The sequence below is a fragment of the Microcoleus sp. D3_18a_C4 genome (assembly GCF_036702415.1).
In the GTDB taxonomy this organism is placed as follows: domain Bacteria; phylum Cyanobacteriota; class Cyanobacteriia; order Cyanobacteriales; family Microcoleaceae; genus Microcoleus.
Genome location: NZ_JAUBTI010000020.1, coordinates 50683 through 71523 on the forward strand (window position 1 = coordinate 50683; position 20841 = coordinate 71523).

Sequence of the window (20841 nt, forward strand, 5' to 3'; positions counted from 1 at the left end):
AGCTTTTTGATTGGAGATTGACCGAAAGCATCGAGGATACAAGCCCCCGGATTCATTCCGAAAGCAGACTCAGGACCCAGAAATAAAAAACCTGTATCCGAGAAACTTGCCCCCCGAATTTATCCGTGGGGTCAATGCTTCAATTCTAAAATCTAAAATCTAAAATCTAAAATCGCGCAATCGATTGACTCCCCATCAAAATTCGTCAAATCCTCTCCCTCTGTGCCCGCATCCCATCGGACTCTCGAACATACTCTCGAACATAACAGACAATCTCTCGCTTAGCTACAGCTTACTCGCATCTTTGACGGCAAGAGAATTATCTGATAAAGTTATAGCGACTATCAAGGTTTTTTAATCTTATTGGGAAAAATGCAGGGCCGTGCCGAGTTTGTAAGCTGCGCCGAAAATAGCGCCTGCACTCCAATTACCCGCGATCGAACATTTAAAACTAAGCGGGCAGCCTGTAACAATTATATCTATGGAAATCCCCTTTAACATCACCCAGTTGATGGTCATGACCGTCATCTGTGGCATCAGCGCTCAAGTTCTCGCCGCTTATCTGAAAGTTCCGGCGATCGTCTTTTTGCTGTTGTTTGGCATTTTAGCCGGTCCAGACTGCTTCGGAGTGCTGCACCCCAATCTGCTGGGCAGCGGTTTGGAAGTTATGGTATCCCTTTGCGTAGCCTTAATTCTGTTTGAAGGCGGCTTGAATTTGGAATTGCGAGACTTGGGCAAAGTTTCCGGCAGCATCCGCAATTTAGTTACGGTAGGCACTTTAATTACACTAATTGGCGGCGGAATGGCCGCACACTGGTTGGGGGAATTTCCCTGGCCGATCGCATTTCTGTATGCTTCTCTAGTAGTCGTCACAGGCCCGACAGTAATCGGCCCTTTGCTCAAACAAGTATCCGTTGACAAAAAAGTTGCCGCCTTGCTAGAAGCAGAAGGCGTTTTAATCGATCCTGTCGGGGCAATTCTGGCAGTATTGGTGCTGAATATTATTTTGAACGGCAATGCTGATTTGCTGGTTGTGTTCCGAGATTTAATCGTCCGACTCTTAGTTGGCGCAGTCATCGGAGTTGCGGGAGGTTGGCTGCTGGGATTCATTCTCAAGCGATCGCAATTTCTCTCCGAAGACCTCAAAAACTTAGTAGTGTTAGCCGGTTTGTGGGGATTTTTCGGCTTAGCAGAAGAAATCCGCAGCGAATCGGGACTGATGGCAACAGTCCTCTCCGGCATCGTCCTCAGAGCCGCTGCTGTGCCGGAAGAAAGGCTGCTGAGGAGGTTTAAAGGTCAACTCACAGTCCTGGCTATTTCCATGCTGTTCGTGCTGCTGGCGGCCGATTTATCCCTCGCTAGTGTGGTCGCCCTCGGTTGGGGAAGTTTGTTTACAGTTTTAGCTTTAATGTGGGTAGTGCGGCCGATCAACGTTTGGCTGTGTACTTGGAACAGCGGACTGAATTGGCGGCAGAAATTATTTGTTTGTTGGGTAGCGCCGAGGGGAATTGTCTCAGCGTCGATCGCATCTTTATTTGCAATTTTGCTCACTCAGCGGGGCATCAACGGCGGCGACTCGATTAAAGCCTTAGTTTTCCTAACAATTATTATGACAGTTTTCGTCCAGGGACTAACCGCCGGACGGATCGCTCAACTGTTGGGCATCACCTCAAAATCCGCAACCGGTGCTGCAATTGTGGGTTCAAATCCTTTGAGCAGATTAATTGCTCGCTTGTTTCAAGAACGCGGAGAATCGGTGGCAATTATCGACACGAACCCGGAAGCTTGCGAACAAGCAGAACGAGAGGGTTTGCGGGTGTTTTTGAGCAGTGCTCTCGACCACAGCGTGTTAGAAGAAGCGGGACTGGAATCGATGGGAACTTTTTTGGCAATGACTAACAACGGCGAGGTAAACTTAGTGTTAGCTCAGCGAGCAGCCGAAGAGTTTGCACCGCCGAGGGTTTTGGCAATATTCCCCAAAGATCCGCAAGCAAATACGCCTGCAAATCCGACTAAAATCAATCAAGCTTTTGTCTCGGATTTGTCGCTGAAGGATTGGAACGAATATTTAAGCGACGGCGAAGTGAAATTGGGGGAAACTGAGTTAAAAAGTGAGGGATTGGAGTTTCAGATTGCTCACTTGCAGGCTTTGGTTCAGGCTGGGGAGTTAGCGCCATTGCTGCTGGAAAGGCAAGGATACTTGCAAGTAGTGTCGGCGACCCAGATTTGGCAAGCGGGCGATCGAATTATTTATTTGCTGTACGATCCGACACCGAAATTGTTGAAAAGATTGTCTGGTTCGTCTCAGTCTCGTTTAACTTTGGAAAAGCATCAGGTAGTGGAAGAAGTTCCGATTCCTCCTCCGGTTTTAGAGCAGGTTTTGGAGTCAGCGGAAATAGCAAAGGATGCTAAAGTTTTGCAACCGCCAGTTTCGCGGTAAGAGGAATGATTTTATGACCGCAGAAGGTTCGTATCAAGCAAACACGTACAATCTGGAATTTGAGGGAGAAATCCAACGGTTAAAAGCTCAAGTTCTCCTCAGTTGGGAAAAGGAAGCGCGCACTTTAAAGTGGTTTGGTTTAGCCGACGGGATGAATGTTTTGGAAGCTGGTAGCGGGCCGGGATTTTTCACCGAAAAACTGTTAGAATTGCTGCCAAACAGTTCGGTAACAGCGGTAGAAATTGACCATGTACTGCACGAAAAAGCAGTAGCATATTTGCAGGACAAAGGGGGCGATCGAGTAAATCGCATCCAAGCATCTATTGCGGATACTGGTTTGGCGGCTAACACTTTCGATTTTGCGATCGCCCGTTTGCTGTTCGTTCATCTCCCAGAGCCCGTCGCAGCAGCTAGAGAAATATTCCGCATCTTGAAGCCTGGGGGAAAACTGGTGATTATTGATAGCGATGCGGATCTGTTTTGGCTGACAAATCCGCCTTGGTCAGTCGAGATTGTCCGCGAGAAATTCAAGCAGGCGATAGCATCGCGGGGCGGCAATTTATGCGTCGGGCGAAATCTGTGCCGCATTCTCAAAGAAGCTGGGTTTGTTAGCGTTGATTTAGAAGCGGTTGTCAGCCACAGCGATATCATGGGAATTGAGGCGTTTCAACCTTTGCTTGACTCCGGGCCCATTTTGCAAATGGTCAAACAAGGGTTGATTTCAGAGTCGGAAATAGAAAGCTATCTGATTTCGCGGGATGAGTTTGTAGCTGCGGGCGATCGATCGATGATGAGTTTTTGGTTGATGGCTTGTGGGGAAAAAAATCAATAATAGGGCTTACCCAAAATGGTTCGAGCCGCTATTGCTAGAAGCTTTAATAAGGATCATGATAGTCAACAATATAGATTTTTTTGAAAAAGATGTCGAGTTGTTTCCAAACGGCTCCGTTCATGATGCCATACTTGCCCAGGATACCATCATTCAGGACATTCCCTGTACTGGCAGTCGCAGTGTTGTTTTCTACTCTTCTGGACAGCTTAAACTCTGCTGGCTGTCCTCGAAAACTATCTTAGATGACATTCCATGCGCTAGTAATTCGGTACTCTACCTGCATGAAAATGGTCGGTTGTGGAATGTGTCGCTTGCTTCAGATTACCAGATAAACAAAGTTTTGTACAGGTCAGGTAGCCGTATCACTTTTGATGAAACAGGAGAATTGCTGGAGTATTCTGAGTCACTAGATATGGATCAATGGGTTGAGGGATTACCTGGCAGTTCACAGTTTGATCTGTGGCGATATGCCGACGGTAGACCCAGTTTAATTGTGCTATCATCGAGTCATGTGATTCGTGGAAAAGAATATCCACGCGGTGCAGAAATATTTTTGAATCAGGATGGAGAAGTTATCGATTGGCAGTTAGTCGATTTAGATTCAGGACAGCGTAAGCAGCGAGTGTCTGGATTCTTCCAGGTTGATTGGCTGTAACTGCTATTAGAAACAATCGCGTGTTCTTAGGCAAAAAATCGATAGATGATGAGTTTTTGGTTGATGGCTTGCGGGGAAAAAAGCAATAAAATTAAGACACATATTTCACACAACATTAATGTTCCGTCGCAGCACAATCTCTAGCACTCTAGCTAAATTCCCAGCTAACAAAGCCAACTTATTTAATACTAAACCAGGAAAAATTTAACAATAAATTATCCCCTCAGCATGAGGTTAAAGCTGCACGTATAACTCTAGAATCCTATCATATCAAATCCCGTAGCCTCGTCCTGCTAAAATCGAGTCAACAGTCAGCAATCACGGACGGTGCAACCGGACTCGATCTAATTCATCTGCGTTAATCTGTGTCGATCTGCCCTCATCTGCGGTTAAAAAAAGACAATGTATTAACTGCAGATGACAATGGATTGACGCAGATTCACGCCGATGAAGAGAAGAGAGATAGGAATAATTCCGATTCTCAAAGATTTAATATAAAAGCTATAAATTTTCATATTTCTGAGCTTAGTAACTTTACACATACAAGTCTAACCAATCGTTGGAGCCGATCGCGCAAAGGTTATTTGTGAGACCCAATGGTTATCTGTCGCATTTTAGCTTAACCAATCAAGTCCTTAGCGAAGCCCTCGTAGACGATCGCACTTTTTACCAACTCCTCAGCATTCAACCCACTTGCCGAACCCCATTAAGAAACTCCGTCCTTGCCTCAATCCTGGAAGGCATTAAAACGCAGCGCACCAACAATGCTAAATCCAACTCCGGCAAAAACTCACTTCTTGAAACTTGCTCGTAATCATCCTCGCGCAGCCGATAGACAGCAAGCCGATTATTTTCCCAAAACCAAACTTCAGCAATACGAAGTCGCAAATATTTAGCTAGTTTATTTGTGCTACTGCTAGTAATCGTTACTTCCACGGCTAAATCGGGATGCTCTTTTCTTGAACCTATATAATAAGACTCGTCTGGTTCAAATGATACATCTCTTGCCCGGTCTCTGCGAGTTGCACTCCCTACAGGAAAAAATTCAATTCCGAGTTCAAAAAAGTATGCTTCCAGTAATATAGCGAGCGCTTTTTTAAAGCTTTCATGTTCTTCGCCCAGTGTCATAAACTCGATCCACCCATCACAATAAGTTATCCGCAAACCCGGAGAGTCTGCCATCAAAGATTCAATCGCCTCAAATTGCTCCCAACTATAATAACCGGGGAGAATCAATCGCTGTTCTGCAAGCGTACCTATTTCTTCTAAAATTTTTGCTGTCACAAGTATCACAATCCTATTTTAAATATTACTAGCCCCTACCCAGCAAAAACCAGGCAGGGGCATTCACTCACATTCTAACTTAATGAACTAGCTCGATCGCCCTTTTAGTCAACGCCTCAGCAGTCAACCCATTAAACGCCATCAACTGACCAGCACTAGCAGTAGTTTCCCCCCGCTTCCAAGCGAAAGTATCCCGCTTGCAATTGCTGCGGAGCATCACAGGTTCCAACATCCCAGAAGCACCGCCTGTCACGCCAATCAAGGCATCTCCGCCAAAGATTTCGGCAAATTTCTCATCGCTCAAAAAGCCGCCGTCAGCTTCCGAACAAGTATCCCAGGCAACATCGCTAGCACGATACAAACGCCGGGGATTCACAACAGAAACAATTCGCACTCCAATCCCTTCTGTTTCCAAAAATGCCGCCGCTTCAAACACTGGCATTAACGTCATGTCGCCGACAACTGCAAACACAACTTTCTTACTCCCCCCTTGATTGTGGGCAGCTTGCGGGGAATCGACTTCGTGCAGCACTATTGCACCGTCTTGCAAACCTTGGCGAGTCTGTTCAAGAGTAGTGCGAATTGGCAGTGGCGACTTGCTTGCAGTAATCACAACTCCCTTATTTTTAGCAGTCAAAGCCCACTCATAACAAGCTTGAATGCTGTTAGCATCCGGTGGAAACAAAGGAAACACATTTCCGTTCCGCATCATCGCCGCAAAATAAGCCTCAATTTCCGGCCGCTGGTGCGTCCAACCGTTGCGACCTTGTTCCAATGCACCCGCTGTAAATAAGGTGACAGTTGCCGGAGTTGGACGACGCAATTCTGCCATTGCTTGGGTTACAGTTTGCCAAATTGGTAAACCGTTGATGGCAAAAGATTCGTAGGAGCACCACAAACTCCGCGCTCCGAATAGCGATAAACCTACGGCTAAACCAGCGCAAGCATCTTCGCTCAAAGGTTCGTAAACTTGACCGTTGGGCGATTGATTGTACAGGTCATCTGTCGTCGGGTGAATAATTTTGAGAGCTTGGTTGATATTGGCAATTGCCGATGCTTCATTGCCGTCAGCATTAGTGACAAGAAAAGTACGATCGCACTCGCCGACTTTTCCTACCAAACGTCCCATTGCTGTTGTCGAAATCTTCGGTTCTCCCCCAACTGCAAATTCTTCTAAAGGCAATTCGCCTAAATCTGCCAGCGGCAATGTAAACTCAGTAACAACTGTTTTCGCCGCCGGCCCGCCGCCCGCACGCTCGCAATTTGTCCGCACCAACTCCCAAGCAGCGGCAGTCAAAGCGCGCTCTTTTAGAGCACTGATAATGTGCGGAGCATCCAGCGTATCTTTCGGATAAAGGTTGTGAGATTTTGCTCCGCGCGCGTGGACGCCGGCACCTTTCAACTGTTTGATAATAAACGCAGTTAATTTGCCGCCGAGAGCAGATTTTGCCGCTTTGTCAACTCCTTGTAAAACAGCTTTGGTAAATGCCATGCGCTGTTCGAGCGAAAAAGCAGTGCTGTCAACATAATCTTCCGGTTGATTTTTATCGTCAAATTCCTTAGCATCAACTAAGATAACTTCTTCAAAACCGTTGCCTTGCCAATAAGCAATCATTTCAGCATTAGTTTTAGTCGAAACCATGCTGTGATGTTCCTGAGAATATCCGTTCCAAACCAACACAGGCAAAAAGTTAGTAACGCTGGGATAAGCAGTGTGGAAATGCGCCATGCTGCTCATCGGATAGGGTTCGCCCATGCCGCCGTCGCCCATTGTGAAAGCAAACAGTTTTTCGCGGTGCAAAAGCGCTCCAGCCATTGCGAAATGCTGCCCTTGTCCGAGGGGGCCGGCCGGTGCTAAAAGGCCGGGAATGAAACCGGAAAGATGTCCTAATAAACCGTCTTTTTCTCGGAATTTATCGCGCACTTGCTGCACGTTGAAAATTCCCATATCCTCTAAAGATCGATCGAGAAACATGGCGCTGTAAAAGCCGGGGGCGTGATGGCCGACTTCGGTGACAATGTTCTTGTGTCCGAGCATCACCAAAGCGGCATAGGCCTCAGCTTGGCTAGCAAAACCCCCCGGATGTCCCGATGCCTTGCTGGCGGTGACTTGCAGTGTCAGGTACCGCAGGGCGTCTGCTCCCAGCATCGTTTGAAAGACGGCGACGGGATCGGCAGGATCGGCGATCGACTTGCTCCCCTCGGCGATCGCAGGTGTTTTCCCATAAGTCTCAAAACCAGGGACTGTTTCAGAAAAATATTGAATGCCTTCGCAAAAAGCGGGCGTTGTTGACTTTGCCTGCGGGGTAGTTGCTGTCATGCTTGATACCTGAAAAATTTGAGTTAGATTAATGTAAGAGTAATTTTATAGCTTCCGTGTTCCAAAAAATCAAGAGTTCTATTATGTCAGTGATAAATAAGTAAAATATCTCACTTTTTCAGCTAATAAGTAGCGAAAATGTTGGGTTGAGGAACGAAACCCAAGATTTTCGCTACAATTTTCCTTAACCCAAGCGTATTGAGTGATAAATAAGTAAAATATCTCACTTTTTCAGCTAATAAGTAGTTGTTTGAGAACCCCGACGTATAAAAAAAAGTCGGGGTTCTGTGTTTACCCATTACTCATCCCTCTAAAATCTTAAATCGCCAATCTAAAATTGTTCCAGCCGTTCCCGGACATCGATATACAGCACAGTACCGCTTTCAGAAAGAGAAGGCACAGCCTTTTGATTCCGCAGCCAAACAAAAAAACTGCTAAGTGCAGGAGTCGGATCTTGATCGCGGCGCAGCGTGTAGATCAAACCTTCGCAAGGCCCATTAACGCGGCTAGTCGTGCAAATCGCTTTCTGGTTATTTACCATACCCACAGTCACATAATTTAGCTGTTTATTTCGGTTATAATTCTCAAGGCGCTGAGTCACTTGTTGGCAGCGAGTTAGAGGATCGTAGCCAGAACTAGAAAAGAAATTAGAATTCCAGCGAATCCAAGGCTCCCTGAACCCTTGTGGATTTTGATACACAGTCACCGGCTCGCCCGTTGAGGTATCGCACACAAATCCTCCATAGCCCAGATTCGGTGGGTTTTGACCCGAGGCGCTGCTGATAGAAAGATTGCTGAGAATATCCAAGCCGTTACGGTTGTTTTGTGAAAGCAATGCCATAAAAGCCTCGATCGGGATTGCCGCGTTCAAGCCCGTTTTTATCTCCTCAATCTGACCGTTCCACTGACTCCTAATTGTGCCAACAGTATCCCCCTGGCCGTGAATTCCTATTACCCTGCCATCAGCATTAAATACAGGCCCGCCGCTCATCCCGCGCCTGGTTACAGCTTGGTAGCGCAGACGATACCCTGATGAGGCGCTGCCCAAGCGAGAAGAGATGATACCAGTCGTAAACTCAAGTTTTCGTTCAACTCCCGAAATTGGCAGCGGATAACCAGAAACGTAAATAGCAGAACCAACAACAGCACGTTCTGACTCGCCCATTGGTGCTACTGGATACTGTTCTCGGCTCTGAAACTGTATCAAAGCCAAGTCTATATCCCTGTCATTTTTCGGTAGGCGCTGTATTCTAATCGCAGCATAATCCTTCTCTAAATGAGTGCGAATACTGTATTTTTGAGCGAGGCTTGCCACCACATGATTAGCTGTCAGAACAGTGTAAATATTACCCTGTTTTGCAATAATTACTCCCGATCCACTAGCAAAAAAACCCAGCGTATTGTTGACTTCCACAGTTGTCAACGTCGCTAGCTGGGCAATTTCTTCGGCTGTTTTGGCACAGGCAGCATATTGTTGGCTAACAACCGCCGTCACTGTTAATGCACCTGTCAAGATGATTGTCAGCGCGTCAAACCGCAAACTCCACACATTCATCGATAACTCCCTAGATGAAACGAGGCGAACTGCAAATATATACTAATCGGAATTCCCCAACTGGATTTAACCATTTTCTCCAATAATTCCGCTGTTGGTTCACTTCCATCTTCAAAAGCATAGACGCCCAAATTTGGATCTCGATACTTGCCCCTACCGTTAATCCCAATCAAGAAACCTTTGGCATTAAAAATCGGGTCGCGACTCCTACCGATTTTAACCTCATTTGTATAACCCAAGCTATAACCTGGAGGCAAAGATTTGGGTAGCAGCGCCGAAACGAAGCCCGCGTCAATCGATTTTAGATTTTAGATTTTAGATTTTAGAGGCGACCCCACGGATAAATGCGGGGGCTCTTCTGATTTTAGATTTTCGATTTTCGATTGACTCGACGGATAAATCACGTGGCGGATACCATCAAGCAATTCGTGGTCAGCGAAACTCCCAACCTCAGCACCCGCAGGAAAGCCGACTACCAGCATTGCCTCAGACACCGCTCCTGCCTCAAGGCTTAATCGTGCTATTTTATACTCGATCGCGCTGCGAAACAGAACGATCGCCCGATCGGTATTGCCCAGCCGCCTCAGAGATCCTAGCAGTAGGTAGAGGAGGCCGTCGTCGGTGACAAGTCCGATCGCCACAACGTGCTAGTTAGTCAGCACCGTATAGGTTTGGCCCGGCAGGCGGACGATCGTCCCAGAACCCGAAGATTTCCCTGTCGGGATGCGTACCGCTGTTTGACCAAGAATTTCAAAGGTGGTACAAGCCCCCGGCTCGATCCGTGGAATCAATCCAAAATCTAAAATCTAAAATCCTCAAGCCCCCGAATTTATCCCTGGGCTCGCCTCCAAAATCCAAAATCTAAAATCTAAAATCGAATGACGCGCCAAATTTTCCACCTCAATCCTTGGAATTGGCGATCGGATGGAAAATTTGCCCATCTTTAAGGCTGTCCCGACGGCGGGGAAAAAGAAGGCTGTTGCGCCTCCTCATCCGTGTTTTCCCCTAGCTTTTCCCTGACATCAATGTAAGGAATTTTACTGGTTTCATCAAAAGACGGCATCCCAACATATCCTTGGCGCCAAGCCAACAAATTATACAAAGAGCCGATCGGGTCTTGGCCGGGTCTGAGGGTATAAATCAAATTTTGACACCGCCCATTGACTTGATTCGCCGTGCAGATGACGTTCTGGCCGTTCATTTGGCCTGCAGTAATGTACTTAAGCATTCGTTGGCGGCGATAGGTTTCGAGGCGTTGGCTGACTAATTGACACCGAGTTGCCGGATCGTAGCCAGAACCGGAGAAATAATCGGAAGTCCACTCAATCCAAGGCTCTACGGCACCTTGAGCGTTTTGGTACACCGTCACCGGCGCACCAGTCGAGGTACTGCACCAAAATCCACTTTCCCCCGGTACTCGCCTACCGTAACTCGGTCCAGAAGCAAGCGTCAGGCCGCTGAGGGCGAGGGCTGTTGCCACCAAAACTTTTGTCAATAATTGCTGTTTCATGATTTTTTCTCTGTGTTTTATGAGATTCGGCACAAAAATCACCGAATGCTGCGATAACACCCTTGACACGCTTGTTCGTTACAACTCCGCTGACTTGGAAATTATGTTCTTCGCGACTTGACCAGAAACCAGTTTTTTTTACCAAAATACTTCGTTGCAGCCCTTATGCCTGGTTAAAAAACCCGGTTTTTTTGCTCTTGATGCGTAAGTTTAGATATTGTTCGCGACTTGCACGTTCCCTCTACCGCGATTTCGGCGCTGTTAAAAAAAGCGCTCCGAAGCCGACATTAAAATGCGCGCGCCAGTCGGAATTCTGTCCTCATTACTACTAATCCAGCTCGGGCTGTCGCAAACCGGAAAGAGGCTCTTTACCTCAGATATTGGAATGGCTCGAATTGCAAGGGTACATCACACCTAGTGACACGGTATTTGATATCACTTACGAGCTCGGTCGCGAGCTTGCTCTGCTGAGACAGGGATAGTGCAGGGTTACACCCCTCTTACCCGATCTAACACTAAAATCCCGGTATTAACAAGAACTCTTAACTTGTTTTCATCTCCGTACTGCGGGAAATACTTCTAAGTGAGTGTAATCAGGGTCTAAGTGCTTTCTACCACCAAAATTTACCCTCCATACACTGACGTTTAGTAGAGTATTAAAAACTATGAACCGTATCTGCAAACAGTTAGGATATTTAGGCCTTTGGTTAATTTTGATGGGCGGTAGCAGTTGTTCTAGCTCAGATGCAGCTACCTCAACCGAAAACCAGAGGCAACTCTCAGCAAGCGCCCCTCAGTTCCAACACCTACAGCTAACGGGAAATCAAATTGAGGCTCGATCGAGTCAATTAAGGCAGCCTTCTAACTCTGTTGCCTCAGTTTTAGGCAGTGCTGGCCTCTCAGAAAATACTGCCACCGTTACGGTTTATAAGGTAGATAATTTGTGTCAAACTCTGAAGCAGGAAACAGTTACAGGCCCAGAGAACCAGTTAATGTCATCTGCGGTTAATGAAGTCTTAAAGCAGCCAATTTTCGATAGTCTTGGTTTGGCTGGTTATCGCCTCAAGATCGATCGCGACCTCGGAATAGCTACCGTGGATCTGCGAGCATCGGGAAATTATCGGCAGAAATTGCAAAATCTGTCGAGTTGTCAGATGTTAGGTTTGTTCGGCGGCCTGCGCCAAACTTTAACCAATTATGCTCCTTGGCAAGTCAAAACTGTGCGTTTTACAGAGCTTGGAGAGGACATTTTGAACACGGTTAAAGAATAAGCTATTAAAATTATTGGAGATGGGACTTACGCAATTCTCCCCTTAAAAACAAGGGTTGGGAGGGATTAAATAAACCTTCAAACCCTTTGAGGTTTTTTGATGCGGCTAAGTTCTGCGACCAAAACCCCGGTAATTCCTATGACACTACCTGACGGCCCCAAAACCCCCCGCTTTGTGCAGCTAATTCAATGGATCGGCGATCCCCTGACATTCATGGATAAATGTGCCAAACAATACGGCGACATTTTCACAGTTCAAGTGAACAACGGGAAACCATTGGTGATGATCCACCACCCCCAAGCTGTCCAAGAGATGCTCAATAGCAGCGCGTTTCACGCTCCAGGCCACCTGAACAGCCTCCTCAAACCCCTGCTGGGAGAACAATCCATGTTTCTCCTCTCAGGAGAAAGGCACAAACGCCAGCGCCAATTATTGATGCCGCCCTTTCACGGGGAACGGATGCGGAATTACGGTCAACTAATTTGCGATATAGCTCAAGATGTTGCCAGCAAGTGGTCGGTCGATCGACCTTTTGTGGCCCGCAGCGCCATGCAGGAAGTCACCATGCGGGTAATCTTGCAAGCTGTCTTCGGCATGGATGACGGGCCGCGGTTACAAGCACTCAGACCACTACTTGCCTCAGTCGTCGATATGACCAACTCTCCCCTGCGATCGAGCATACTGTTTTTCGGCTGGATGCAGCAAGATTGGGGGCCCTGGAGTCCTTGGGGACGGATGAAACAGCAGCAGCGGAAAGTTGACGCACTCATCGACGCGGAAATTGAAGAACGCAGACAGCAACCAGACGCCAGCCGCACCGACATTCTCAGCTTAATGATGGCCGCGCGCGACGAAAACGGGCAACCAATGACGAAGGAAGAATTGCGCGACGAGTTGATGACGCTGCTGCTGGCAGGCCACGAAACCACAGCAACGGCCCTAGCTTGGGCGTTTTACTGGATTCACAGTTTGCCCTCGGTGCGCCAGAAGTTGCTGCAAGAATTGGACAGTTTGGGGGAAAATCCCGATCCGATGGAGATTTTCCGCTTACCTTACCTGAGTGCTGTTTGTCAGGAGACGCTGCGAATTTACCCCGTGGCAATGCTCACGTTTTCGCGAGAAGTTCTCACGCCCGTGGAACTGATGGGATATCAACTCGAACCTGGCACGGTTGTCATCGCCTCGATTTATTTGACCCACAGACGGGAGGATTTGTATCCAGAACCGCTGCAATTTAAACCGGAACGGTTTTTGGAGAGACAATTCTCGCCTTACGAGTATTTGCCCTTTGGAGGCGGCAGCCGCCGCTGTATCGGCTTGGCGCTGGCGCAGTTGGAGATGAAACTGGTGCTGGCAACCATTTTGCGGGATTTCGACCTAGTATTGGCCGAGAAAAAGCCCGTACAGGCCAAACGCCGAGGGGTGACTTTAGGGCCTGCCGGCGGCGTGCGGATGGCCCTGCTGGGGCGGCGGATGTCGCAGCAGAAGCGTGAACCTGTTGTTAGTGGGGTTTAAAGTCGCAGCAGTTGCAGCGGGCGATCGAACTTTCAGCTTTGAGTGCAAACAATTTAGCGAGAATGTGCGATCGTCCGCCAATGCCACCATTTTTTGTAGCCCCCGCTACAGATAAATAGCTAGAATCCTTGACCTGTAAGCCTCCCCCCTCTCAATTTTCAAATTCTCAGTCTAAAATAGTATGAACCTCGCAAACACAGCCTGAAAGCAAAAGTGGGTGATTGCAATAGTCCTCTTGATATCTCAAAAGCCTCCCTGCCATACTGTAAAAACATATGCATACCCTGTTATTCAGCAAGGTCGGAAGCGCGTTGGCATTGCCTGCAATCTTCCGGCCTCTTTATTTTTTGGGCTACTTCAGGCATTGGGTACAAGATGCAGAAGGCAAGGCAAAAATATAAATTCTCCCCCTTTCCCCATCTGCCCCTCTCCCCAATCTAGAGTAAGACTTAAGTGTCAAATAGTTTGTTAAACTTGTCCATAGTTAATCGCCCTTGAGGAAGTTTTATGTTTGCCATCAAGCGGGCGCTCAAATTAAATAACAAAGAAGCGACATTGATGGCGAAACACGCAGGATTCCGGCGCGTGGTTTTTAACTTTGGATTGAGCTTGCGGAATCAAATGTACAGTGAGGGGAAATTTACCGACTCGAAGGTAATCAACGAAGTCAAGAAAGTTCTCACCAACTACGTCAAGAAAAAACCTGAATTTGCTTGGATGAACCAATTGTCTAGCCGAGTCTACCAAAATGCTTTGATCGATCTCAAAGATGCGTTTAGTCGCTACCGATCTGGAAAAGCAGGTCATCCAAAATTCGCCAGTCGCAGAGACGGTCAATCTTTTACAGTTGATTCGTCTAACGGCAAAGTTTTACTAACTGCTGGCAGAACGATTAAGATTCCTACGTTGGGAACGTTTCGGCTTTACGAACCCTTAAACTGTGGTTTTATCTCCCAAAATTTCACTATTTCAAAAAAAGGAAATCGGTGGTTTGTTTCCTTTTGCGTTGATGCAGAGCGTCTACCTGTTCAGCAGTCTGAAAGTTCTGTGGGAATAGATATTGGGATTAAGTATGCGGCCACACTGTCAACCCAGCAAACTTTTGATGCACCGAAGCCGTTAAGAGCCAGTGCGAAAACCAAGCTTGCCACTTTACAACGCAAAGCATCAAAGCAGGTGCGAGGCTCTCAAAACCAGCGTAAAACCTACAGTAAAATCAGCCGACTCCATGCACAGATAGCGCGCATTCGCTTGGATTTTCTTCACAAGTTGACAACTTACTTAGCTAAAACTTTTAAGTTAATTAAGATCGAAAACTTGAATGTTCAAGGAATGATGGCGAATCATAAGGAACGCTGGAGCAATATCTGATCTCGGTTTTTACGAGTTCAAACGTCAACTTGATTACAAGTGCAAAATGTATGGAGCTAATTTAGTCCTGGTAGACCAGTGGTTTCCTAGTACCAAAACTTGTTCCAATTGTGGCACAAAAAAAGATATGCCACTAAGCGTTCGGACTTTTGACTGTCCTGCTTGTGGCATATCTTTAGATCGAGATTTTAACGCGAGCGTTAATATCTTAAAATGGGAACCCTCGGCTTGAGGGGGATAGCCTACTTATCTTGGGATTAGCCGTCTACCCAACAGCGTAGGAAGTAAGCGCAAACTGTGTCTGCAAATTAGTTTGGGCAAGTTTAGGTAAGTTTTGCAAAGCAGCTTCTGCCTCTAATTCCCATAGAATCCGACAGCAAGTTTAAGGAATCACTAAGGAATAATTAATAACTTGTTAAATTATCTCCTTTTGCCCTTCTCTCAATCTTCTGTTTTCAGAAATTCCGATACCGAGACAGACTTCGGGAGACTATCCAGATCCTGAATTTCGCTTTCGTGGGCAAAAAACTCGACTTCTTTGTCGTCAATCTGGATCTGATAGCTAGCGGTAGCTGTCACAACCCGTCGCTTTTTTTTATCTTCTATTAAAACCCAACACACGACAGGTCTTACCCATCTCTCAACGTGCTGGTTTTGCTTCGTACTCCCAAAGGCATACCAGCCTTTAGCTTCAATAATTTGAAGCACTTTAAAATCGTTATTTGCCATATATTTCTATCGCGTTAACTTCAGTATTCTTCTTAGATAGAACGGCTAGCTTGCTAAGAATGGCAAAGGTTTGACCATCCCAAGCCTCACTTGATAACCTGATTTTTTGTCAGGGAAAGCGGGTTGACAAGGCCTTGTCTGCGTTGTTGCCTGCTAAATGTATTGCGAGCTTTTTGTACTCTCTCACAATTACCGTAAAGTATCTATACCGCATCCTCAAAAAATATTCTCGCATTAGCCTCAACAGCAGCTAACTAGACCTTAGCTAGCTGCATCTAAGTGGATGCCAACTGCTTCTAACGCCAGGTTGGTGAGAGCGATCGGCATACAATCCTGTTAAGAGTTTTTGCTGCAATCAACTATCATCTTTACCCGATCGGGTAAAACTTAACTAGAGGTTGCCGCTTTCAATTCTAAGCCTCGGCGCGCCTAATTCCTAATTAATTGTATGGTGTAGTTGATAATTGCCAAACCGTCGATCGCACTCAACAGCCGTGTCTAACTCTTCGATTACCATCACCGTTAAACTGTTCGCCGCCTTCGGTGAAGCCTACGGCGTTTCGGAACTTACATTAGAACTTCCTCCCGAAACTCCAGTGTCTCAAGTGCTCGAAAGCTCGATCGCCCAATATCCTCAATTAGAACAATGGCGCGATCGCACCCGCTTCGGCCTCAACCTGGAATTCGTCTCCCCCGACACCATCCTCCAAGACGGCGACGAAGTTGTCCTCATCCCTCCCGTCAGTGGCGGGTAGGCTAAGTTGGTTAATCTGAAATGTTGCACCATTCTCAATAAGCTTTTTATGAACAGGCTTTTCGGCCTGTTCCACAAGAAAATTCATCTCTTGTGGAACAGGCCGAAAAGCCTGTTCTTGAGAAGGGTGCAATATCTCAGTTAATCAAAAATTCGAGGTTTGGTAGTTGTGTTCGATCGCACTACTGCCCAATTCTTAGCCCAAAAAAGATTTATTAAGTTTTGTAACAATTTCGTCGGCAAATCATCCTTGAGCTCGATCGGGCTGGCGTGCGGGCCTGACAATCTGGATTAAGATCCCGATCGTGAAAACAACTCAAATCCTTGTGGTGTGGGCGTCCCGCCCGCCCAAATATCAAAGTTAAATACACCACTCTTTAATTGAAAAATCAATCCCGACTAAAAAAATCGGGTATGGTTGACGCACTAATTTGAGCGTGGTATTCTGCGAAAAGAATTAACAAACATCGCAAAACTAGAGAGTTGAGCTATGACCCAGGCGACCAGAACCCAATCCACAGCAGCAACCTTCACAGCCCTCAAATGTAAAGAATGCGGCGAAGAGTACGAACTCCAAGCCAAGCACGTCTGCGATTGCTGTTTTGGCCCGCTTGAAGTCAAGTACGACTACGACGCCATCCGCCGCACCGTCACTCGCCAAACCATCCAAGCCGGCCCCAACTCGATCTGGCGCTACCGCGCATTTTTACCAGTCGCTACAGATAACGTCATCGATGTCGGCACTGGGATGACTCCTCTATTAAAATCCCACCGCTTGGCGCGCCGCCTCGGTCTAAAAAATCTTTATATTAAAAACGATGCCGTCAATATGCCCACTCTCAGCTTTAAAGACAGAGTGGTGTCAGTCGCCCTCAGTAGAGCGAGAGAATTGGGTTTCACAACGGTATCCTGTGCCAGCACCGGCAATTTAGCTAACTCCACCGCTGCGATCGCCGCCCACGCCGGACTCGACTGCGTAGTCTTCATCCCCTCCGACTTAGAAGCAGGCAAAGTCCTCGGCACTTTGATTTACAATCCAACTGTCATGGCAGTTCACGGCAACTACGACCAAGTTAACCGTCTCTGTTGCGAAGTCGCCAATACACATGGCTGGGGATTTGTCAATATCAACTTGCGTCCCTACTATTCCGAAGGCTCAAAAACCCTCGGCTACGAAGTTGCCGAACAGCTAGGCTGGCAATTGCCCGATCACATCGTCGCTCCCCTCGCCTCCGGCTCTTTGTTCACAAAAATTTACAAAGGTTTTCAAGAATTCATCGAAGTCGGTTTAGTTGATGAAAAGAAAGTCCGATTCAGCGGTGCCCAAGCTGACGGCTGTTCCCCCATCGCCCAAGCCTTCCGCGAAGGCCGTGATTTCGTGAAACCGGTGAAACCGAATACAATTGCTAAGTCGATCGCGATCGGTAATCCAGCCGACGGTATGTACGCCTTGGAAATCGCTCGCAAAACCAACGGCAACATTGAATCCGTCAGCGACACCGAAATCATCGAAGGCATGAAACTGCTAGCAGAAACTGAAGGCATCTTCACAGAAACTGCAGGCGGCACGACCATCGCAGTCTTGAAGAAACTTGTAGAAGCAGGTAAAATCAATCCCGATGAAACCACCGTCGCTTACATCACCGGCAACGGTTTGAAAACGCAAGAAGCAGTTCAAGGCTACATCGGCGAACCCATCACCCTCGAACCGAAACTAGAAGCGTTCGAGCGCGCCCTAGAACGCGCCCGCACGCTCGAACGCTTAGAATGGCAACAAGTTTCGGTTTAATAAATAGTCATTAGTCATCAGTCATTAGTCATTAGTTGTTAGTTATTAAGCTGCTGACTAATGATTACTGACTGGTGACTAATGATATCATGTCCGATCGATTAACCATAATATCCCGGTCGGGGCGGGTTTTTGAGATTGTCAATTATTGGCAGGTATTGTTGGTGAACCCGCCCCTACACAAATCGCGGTCGCTCGACCGGACATGATATGACTACTGACTACTGACTACTGACTACTGACTACTGACTAAGGACTAAAAAAATGACCGTCAAAGTTTTAATTCCCACTCCCCTGCAAAAATTTACCAACAATCAAGCCACCATCGAATGCGCCGGCGATAACATTTCCGAACTGATTGAATCGCTGGAAACCAATTGTCCCGGCATCAAAAAAAGCCTGTGCGACGAAAAGGGAGAACCCCGCAGATTTCTCAACTTCTACGTCAACAGCGAAGACATCCGCTTTTTGGATGGCTCAAAAACAGCCCTCCAAGATGGCGATGAAGTCAGCATTGTTCCTGCTGTTGCTGGTGGCTGATTAATTTTTAACCGCAGATTGAGGCAGACGAACGCAACTGAACGCAGATAGTTATTTAAATCTATCTGCGTTCATTTGCGTTTTATGAAATCAAATCTAGGTTTGTAGTTGCGCTTGGGCGTCCAAGCGCAACTACAAACCTAAAACTCCTTTCTTTGTTCGCAGTGCGTCCGAGAATTATCCTACTAGGAAGCTGCCCTTGCAGCAGTCCGGGGACGGCGCCGACCCGTCACCTGATTGGCAGGAGATGGCAAGGATGGGGATGATGGGGATGATTGCGATGATGGCGATGATTGCGATGATAATAGCTTAGGTGCTTCCAGGGAACCGGGAGATACTGCTGCTTTTTCCGATCGCACTGCTTCTTCAGGAATCTGCATCAGGAATACCAGCAGCGGATTGCTTTGAAGTTCCCGGCGCATTACCCGCTGAATTGCTTTTTCTATTTGGGTTTGCACTCCTACCCAGTCAATGTCAACTTGGGAGTCAGCAGTGGCTGGTTTGACAAATTCTGACCAGCGATCGCTCAAAACTGTTTCAATGGTTTGAGTGATTAATTTGATCACCTCCGCGCGATCGGCTGATGTCACTACACCTTTCAAGTGGACTTCCGGCTTAGCAACTAATTTGCCATCCCAATTCAAAGCCGCCGCTACAGTTACAACGCCATCTCCGGCCAACTGCTGACGTTCCTTGAGGACGCTGGCTTTGACGACGCCCGATCGAGAAGCATCTACCAATTCAATTCCTGAAGGCACTTGGCCAGCAACTCGTATTGAATTTTCGGTCAATTCTACGACATCGCCGTTATCAATAACCACCATATTGCTAGCGGGAATGCCCATGCTTTGAGCCGTCTTGGAGTGCTGGATCAGCATCCGGTGTTCCCCGTGAACCGGCAAGAAGAACTTGGGACGAGTCATGTTAATCATTAACTTTTGGTCTTCTTGACAGCCGTGACCCGAAACGTGAATGCCTTTGTCGCGGCCGTAAACCACGTGTGCTCCCAGCATCATCAGTTTATCGATCGTGTTTACCACTGCGATCGTATTTCCGGGAATCGGATTAGCTGAGAAAATGACTGTATCGCCCTTTCTGATTTTCAGTTCGTGATGTTCGCCGTTAGCAATGCGAGTCATCGCCGCCATTGGTTCGCCTTGGGAACCTGTAGTTAAAATCAGCACCTTGTCTTCAGCCAAATTGCGGATTTCTTTCAGCGGTTTGAAAATACTATCTTCGCATTTGATGTAGCCGAGATTGCGGCAGTGAGCGATGACGTTAAGCATCGACCGGCCAACCACTCCGACATACCGATTGTTTTTCTTAGCCAAGTCCAAAACAATTTGCAATCGGTGTACCGACGAAGCAAAAGTTGTCAGCATCACTCGTCCCGGTGCTTGAGCGATAATTCTGTCTAAATTCGGAGCAACCGAACTTTCCGAAGCGGTAAAACCGGGAACTTCCGAGTTAGTAGAATCGCTGATCAAGCACAGCACGCCTTTCTCGCCGTACTCCGCCAGCTTTTGCAAATCAAAATGCTCGCCGTCTACGGGAGTGTGGTCAATTTTAAAGTCTCCGGTGTGGATCACAATTCCGACGGGAGTGTGAATGGCCACAGTAAAACTGTCCGCCATCGAGTGAGTGTTGCGAATGTATTCTACTAAGAAATTCTTGCCAATTCTGACAGTATCCCTGGGTCGAACCGTTCTCAATTCAGTGCGGTGAGACACTCCGGCTTCTTCGAGTTTTCCGGCTAGCAAAGCCATCGCCAAACGCGGGCCGTAGATGACCGGAATTTCAAATTGTTTGAGGTGATAAGGAATCCCGCCTATGTGGTCTTCGTGACCGTGAGTCACGATCATACCTTTAATTTTGTGGCTGTTTTCCCGCAGGTAAGTCATGTCTGGGAGGACAATATTTACCCCGTGCATTCCATCTGTCGGGAACGCTAAACCGGCATCTAAAAGAATGATTTCGTCGCCGTACTCGAACACACAAGTGTTTTTACCGATTTCGTGCAGCCCGCCGAGGGGAATAACTTTTAGAGCAGATGCAGTTGTATTTTTGATCATGCGTATCCTTTGTTAGTTATTTTTGTTATTGGTCTGTGGTCTATGGTCTGTCGTCTTTCGTCTTTCGTCTACGGTTCGTTGGTAGGGCGATATTTTTCCAAATATTTATGGAAAACTCCCCAGGGGGTTTTACTATCCCCTACACTCAGTTGTCTTTGCCTTCAGTCTTTAATCGTCAGTCTTTATTTCTTGACTGTTAGCTAA

19 protein-coding genes are annotated in these 20841 nt (G+C 47.1%); 10 read left to right on the plus strand and 9 right to left on the minus strand.

Annotated elements, in window-relative coordinates:
- The first annotated feature begins 481 nt into the window (after positions 1-481).
- Genes QUB16_RS12190 through QUB16_RS12200 form a run of 3 tightly spaced genes read left to right on the plus strand, consistent with a single transcriptional unit; the run spans position 482 to position 3927 of the window.
- Positions 482-2440, plus strand: coding sequence for a cation:proton antiporter domain-containing protein (locus QUB16_RS12190; RefSeq protein ID WP_333316295.1), 1959 nt, complete (start codon positions 482-484; stop codon positions 2438-2440).
- A gap of 13 nt (positions 2441-2453) precedes the next feature.
- Positions 2454-3272, plus strand: coding sequence for a methyltransferase domain-containing protein (locus QUB16_RS12195; protein ID WP_333316297.1), 819 nt, complete (start codon positions 2454-2456; stop codon positions 3270-3272).
- Between the two features lie 55 nt (positions 3273-3327).
- Complete coding sequence (locus tag QUB16_RS12200) at positions 3328-3927, plus strand: hypothetical protein (RefSeq protein WP_333316299.1); 600 nt, start codon at positions 3328-3330, stop codon at positions 3925-3927.
- 684 nt (positions 3928-4611) lie between these two features.
- Here QUB16_RS12200 and QUB16_RS12205 read toward each other — a convergent pair.
- The 7 genes from QUB16_RS12205 to QUB16_RS12235 form a co-directional block, all read right to left on the minus strand.
- Positions 4612-5211 (minus strand): Uma2 family endonuclease, encoded by a 600-nt coding sequence (locus tag QUB16_RS12205; RefSeq protein ID WP_333316301.1) that lies wholly within the window; start codon positions 5209-5211, stop codon positions 4612-4614.
- A 79-nt stretch (positions 5212-5290) separates the two neighbouring features.
- Complete coding sequence (locus QUB16_RS12210) at positions 5291-7531, minus strand: phosphoketolase (RefSeq protein WP_333316304.1); 2241 nt, start codon at positions 7529-7531, stop codon at positions 5291-5293.
- A gap of 331 nt (positions 7532-7862) precedes the next feature.
- Positions 7863-9086 carry a COP23 domain-containing protein gene (locus QUB16_RS12215; RefSeq protein WP_333316306.1) on the minus strand — a complete coding sequence of 408 codons (1224 nt, stop codon included), beginning with the start codon at positions 9084-9086 and terminating at the stop codon, positions 7863-7865.
- Positions 9083-9325 (minus strand): hypothetical protein, encoded by a 243-nt coding sequence (locus QUB16_RS12220; protein WP_333316308.1) that lies wholly within the window; start codon positions 9323-9325, stop codon positions 9083-9085. The genes QUB16_RS12215 and QUB16_RS12220 overlap by 4 nt, the downstream gene beginning before the upstream one ends.
- A 69-nt stretch (positions 9326-9394) precedes the next feature.
- A complete protein-coding gene (locus QUB16_RS12225) occupies positions 9395-9727 on the minus strand; it encodes a hypothetical protein (RefSeq protein ID WP_333316310.1) in 333 nt (110 codons plus the stop codon).
- Between the two features lie 6 nt (positions 9728-9733).
- The gene (locus tag QUB16_RS12230; RefSeq protein ID WP_333316312.1) at positions 9734-9877 is read right to left on the minus strand and encodes a hypothetical protein; all 144 of its coding nucleotides are present in this window, start codon (positions 9875-9877) and stop codon (positions 9734-9736) included.
- Positions 9878-10029: 152 nt separating this feature from the next.
- Positions 10030-10596 carry a COP23 domain-containing protein gene (locus QUB16_RS12235; RefSeq protein WP_333316314.1) on the minus strand — a complete coding sequence of 189 codons (567 nt, stop codon included), beginning with the start codon at positions 10594-10596 and terminating at the stop codon, positions 10030-10032.
- Between the two features lie 665 nt (positions 10597-11261).
- Here QUB16_RS12235 and QUB16_RS12240 point away from each other — a divergent pair.
- The 4 genes from QUB16_RS12240 to QUB16_RS12255 all read left to right on the plus strand — a co-directional run bounded on the left by QUB16_RS12240 (position 11262) and on the right by QUB16_RS12255 (position 14985).
- On the plus strand, positions 11262-11867 hold the full coding sequence (locus QUB16_RS12240; protein ID WP_333316316.1) for a hypothetical protein: 606 nt from the start codon (positions 11262-11264) through the stop codon (positions 11865-11867).
- A 138-nt stretch (positions 11868-12005) separates the two neighbouring features.
- Entirely contained in the window at positions 12006-13382 is a 1377-nt protein-coding gene (locus QUB16_RS12245; RefSeq protein WP_333316318.1) for a cytochrome P450, read from the plus strand.
- 507 nt (positions 13383-13889) lie between these two features.
- Positions 13890-14753 (plus strand): RNA-guided endonuclease TnpB family protein, encoded by an 864-nt coding sequence (locus QUB16_RS12250; RefSeq protein WP_333316320.1) that lies wholly within the window; start codon positions 13890-13892, stop codon positions 14751-14753.
- On the plus strand, positions 14746-14985 hold the full coding sequence (locus QUB16_RS12255) for a transposase (protein WP_333316362.1): 240 nt from the start codon (positions 14746-14748) through the stop codon (positions 14983-14985). Before QUB16_RS12250 ends, QUB16_RS12255 begins: the two co-directional genes overlap by 8 nt.
- A 209-nt stretch (positions 14986-15194) precedes the next feature.
- On the opposite strand, the gene QUB16_RS12260 is transcribed toward QUB16_RS12255, so the two are convergent.
- Entirely contained in the window at positions 15195-15482 is a 288-nt protein-coding gene (locus tag QUB16_RS12260) for a hypothetical protein (protein ID WP_333316322.1), read from the minus strand.
- A 494-nt stretch (positions 15483-15976) separates the two neighbouring features.
- Here QUB16_RS12260 and QUB16_RS12265 point away from each other — a divergent pair, with 494 nt between their 5' ends.
- The 3 genes from QUB16_RS12265 (at position 15977) to QUB16_RS12275 (ending at position 18565) form a co-directional block, all read left to right on the plus strand.
- Complete coding sequence (locus QUB16_RS12265) at positions 15977-16237, plus strand: MoaD/ThiS family protein (RefSeq protein ID WP_015179186.1); 261 nt, start codon at positions 15977-15979, stop codon at positions 16235-16237.
- A 489-nt stretch (positions 16238-16726) separates the two neighbouring features.
- Positions 16727-18025 (plus strand): threonine synthase, encoded by a 1299-nt coding sequence (gene thrC, locus QUB16_RS12270; RefSeq protein WP_333316324.1) that lies wholly within the window; start codon positions 16727-16729, stop codon positions 18023-18025.
- A gap of 264 nt (positions 18026-18289) precedes the next feature.
- Entirely contained in the window at positions 18290-18565 is a 276-nt protein-coding gene (locus QUB16_RS12275) for a MoaD/ThiS family protein (RefSeq protein ID WP_006632924.1), read from the plus strand.
- 185 nt (positions 18566-18750) lie between these two features.
- On the opposite strand, the gene QUB16_RS12280 is transcribed toward QUB16_RS12275, so the two are convergent.
- On the minus strand, positions 18751-20637 hold the full coding sequence (locus QUB16_RS12280) for a ribonuclease J (RefSeq protein WP_333316326.1): 1887 nt from the start codon (positions 20635-20637) through the stop codon (positions 18751-18753).
- Positions 20638-20841: the final 204 nt, after the last annotated feature.

What these genes read in the sequence shown, in the direction of transcription:
- QUB16_RS12235 (WP_333316314.1), bottom strand. Translation starts at nt 10,596, where the DNA reads ATGAAACAGCAATTATTGACAAAAGTTTTGGTGGCAACAGCCCTCGCC.
- QUB16_RS12210 (WP_333316304.1), bottom strand. Translation starts at nt 7,531, where the DNA reads ATGACAGCAACTACCCCGCAGGCAAAGTCAACAACGCCCGCTTTTTGC.
- QUB16_RS12275 (WP_006632924.1), top strand. Translation starts at nt 18,290, where the DNA reads ATGACCGTCAAAGTTTTAATTCCCACTCCCCTGCAAAAATTTACCAAC.
- thrC (WP_333316324.1), top strand. Translation starts at nt 16,727, where the DNA reads ATGACCCAGGCGACCAGAACCCAATCCACAGCAGCAACCTTCACAGCC.
- QUB16_RS12240 (WP_333316316.1), top strand. Translation starts at nt 11,262, where the DNA reads ATGAACCGTATCTGCAAACAGTTAGGATATTTAGGCCTTTGGTTAATT.
- QUB16_RS12250 (WP_333316320.1), top strand. Translation starts at nt 13,890, where the DNA reads ATGTTTGCCATCAAGCGGGCGCTCAAATTAAATAACAAAGAAGCGACA.
- QUB16_RS12260 (WP_333316322.1), bottom strand. Translation starts at nt 15,482, where the DNA reads ATGGCAAATAACGATTTTAAAGTGCTTCAAATTATTGAAGCTAAAGGC.
- QUB16_RS12280 (WP_333316326.1), bottom strand. Translation starts at nt 20,637, where the DNA reads ATGATCAAAAATACAACTGCATCTGCTCTAAAAGTTATTCCCCTCGGC.
- QUB16_RS12190 (WP_333316295.1), top strand. Translation starts at nt 482, where the DNA reads ATGGAAATCCCCTTTAACATCACCCAGTTGATGGTCATGACCGTCATC.
- QUB16_RS12200 (WP_333316299.1), top strand. Translation starts at nt 3,328, where the DNA reads ATGATAGTCAACAATATAGATTTTTTTGAAAAAGATGTCGAGTTGTTT.
- QUB16_RS12215 (WP_333316306.1), bottom strand. Translation starts at nt 9,086, where the DNA reads ATGAATGTGTGGAGTTTGCGGTTTGACGCGCTGACAATCATCTTGACA.
- QUB16_RS12245 (WP_333316318.1), top strand. Translation starts at nt 12,006, where the DNA reads ATGACACTACCTGACGGCCCCAAAACCCCCCGCTTTGTGCAGCTAATT.
- QUB16_RS12195 (WP_333316297.1), top strand. Translation starts at nt 2,454, where the DNA reads ATGACCGCAGAAGGTTCGTATCAAGCAAACACGTACAATCTGGAATTT.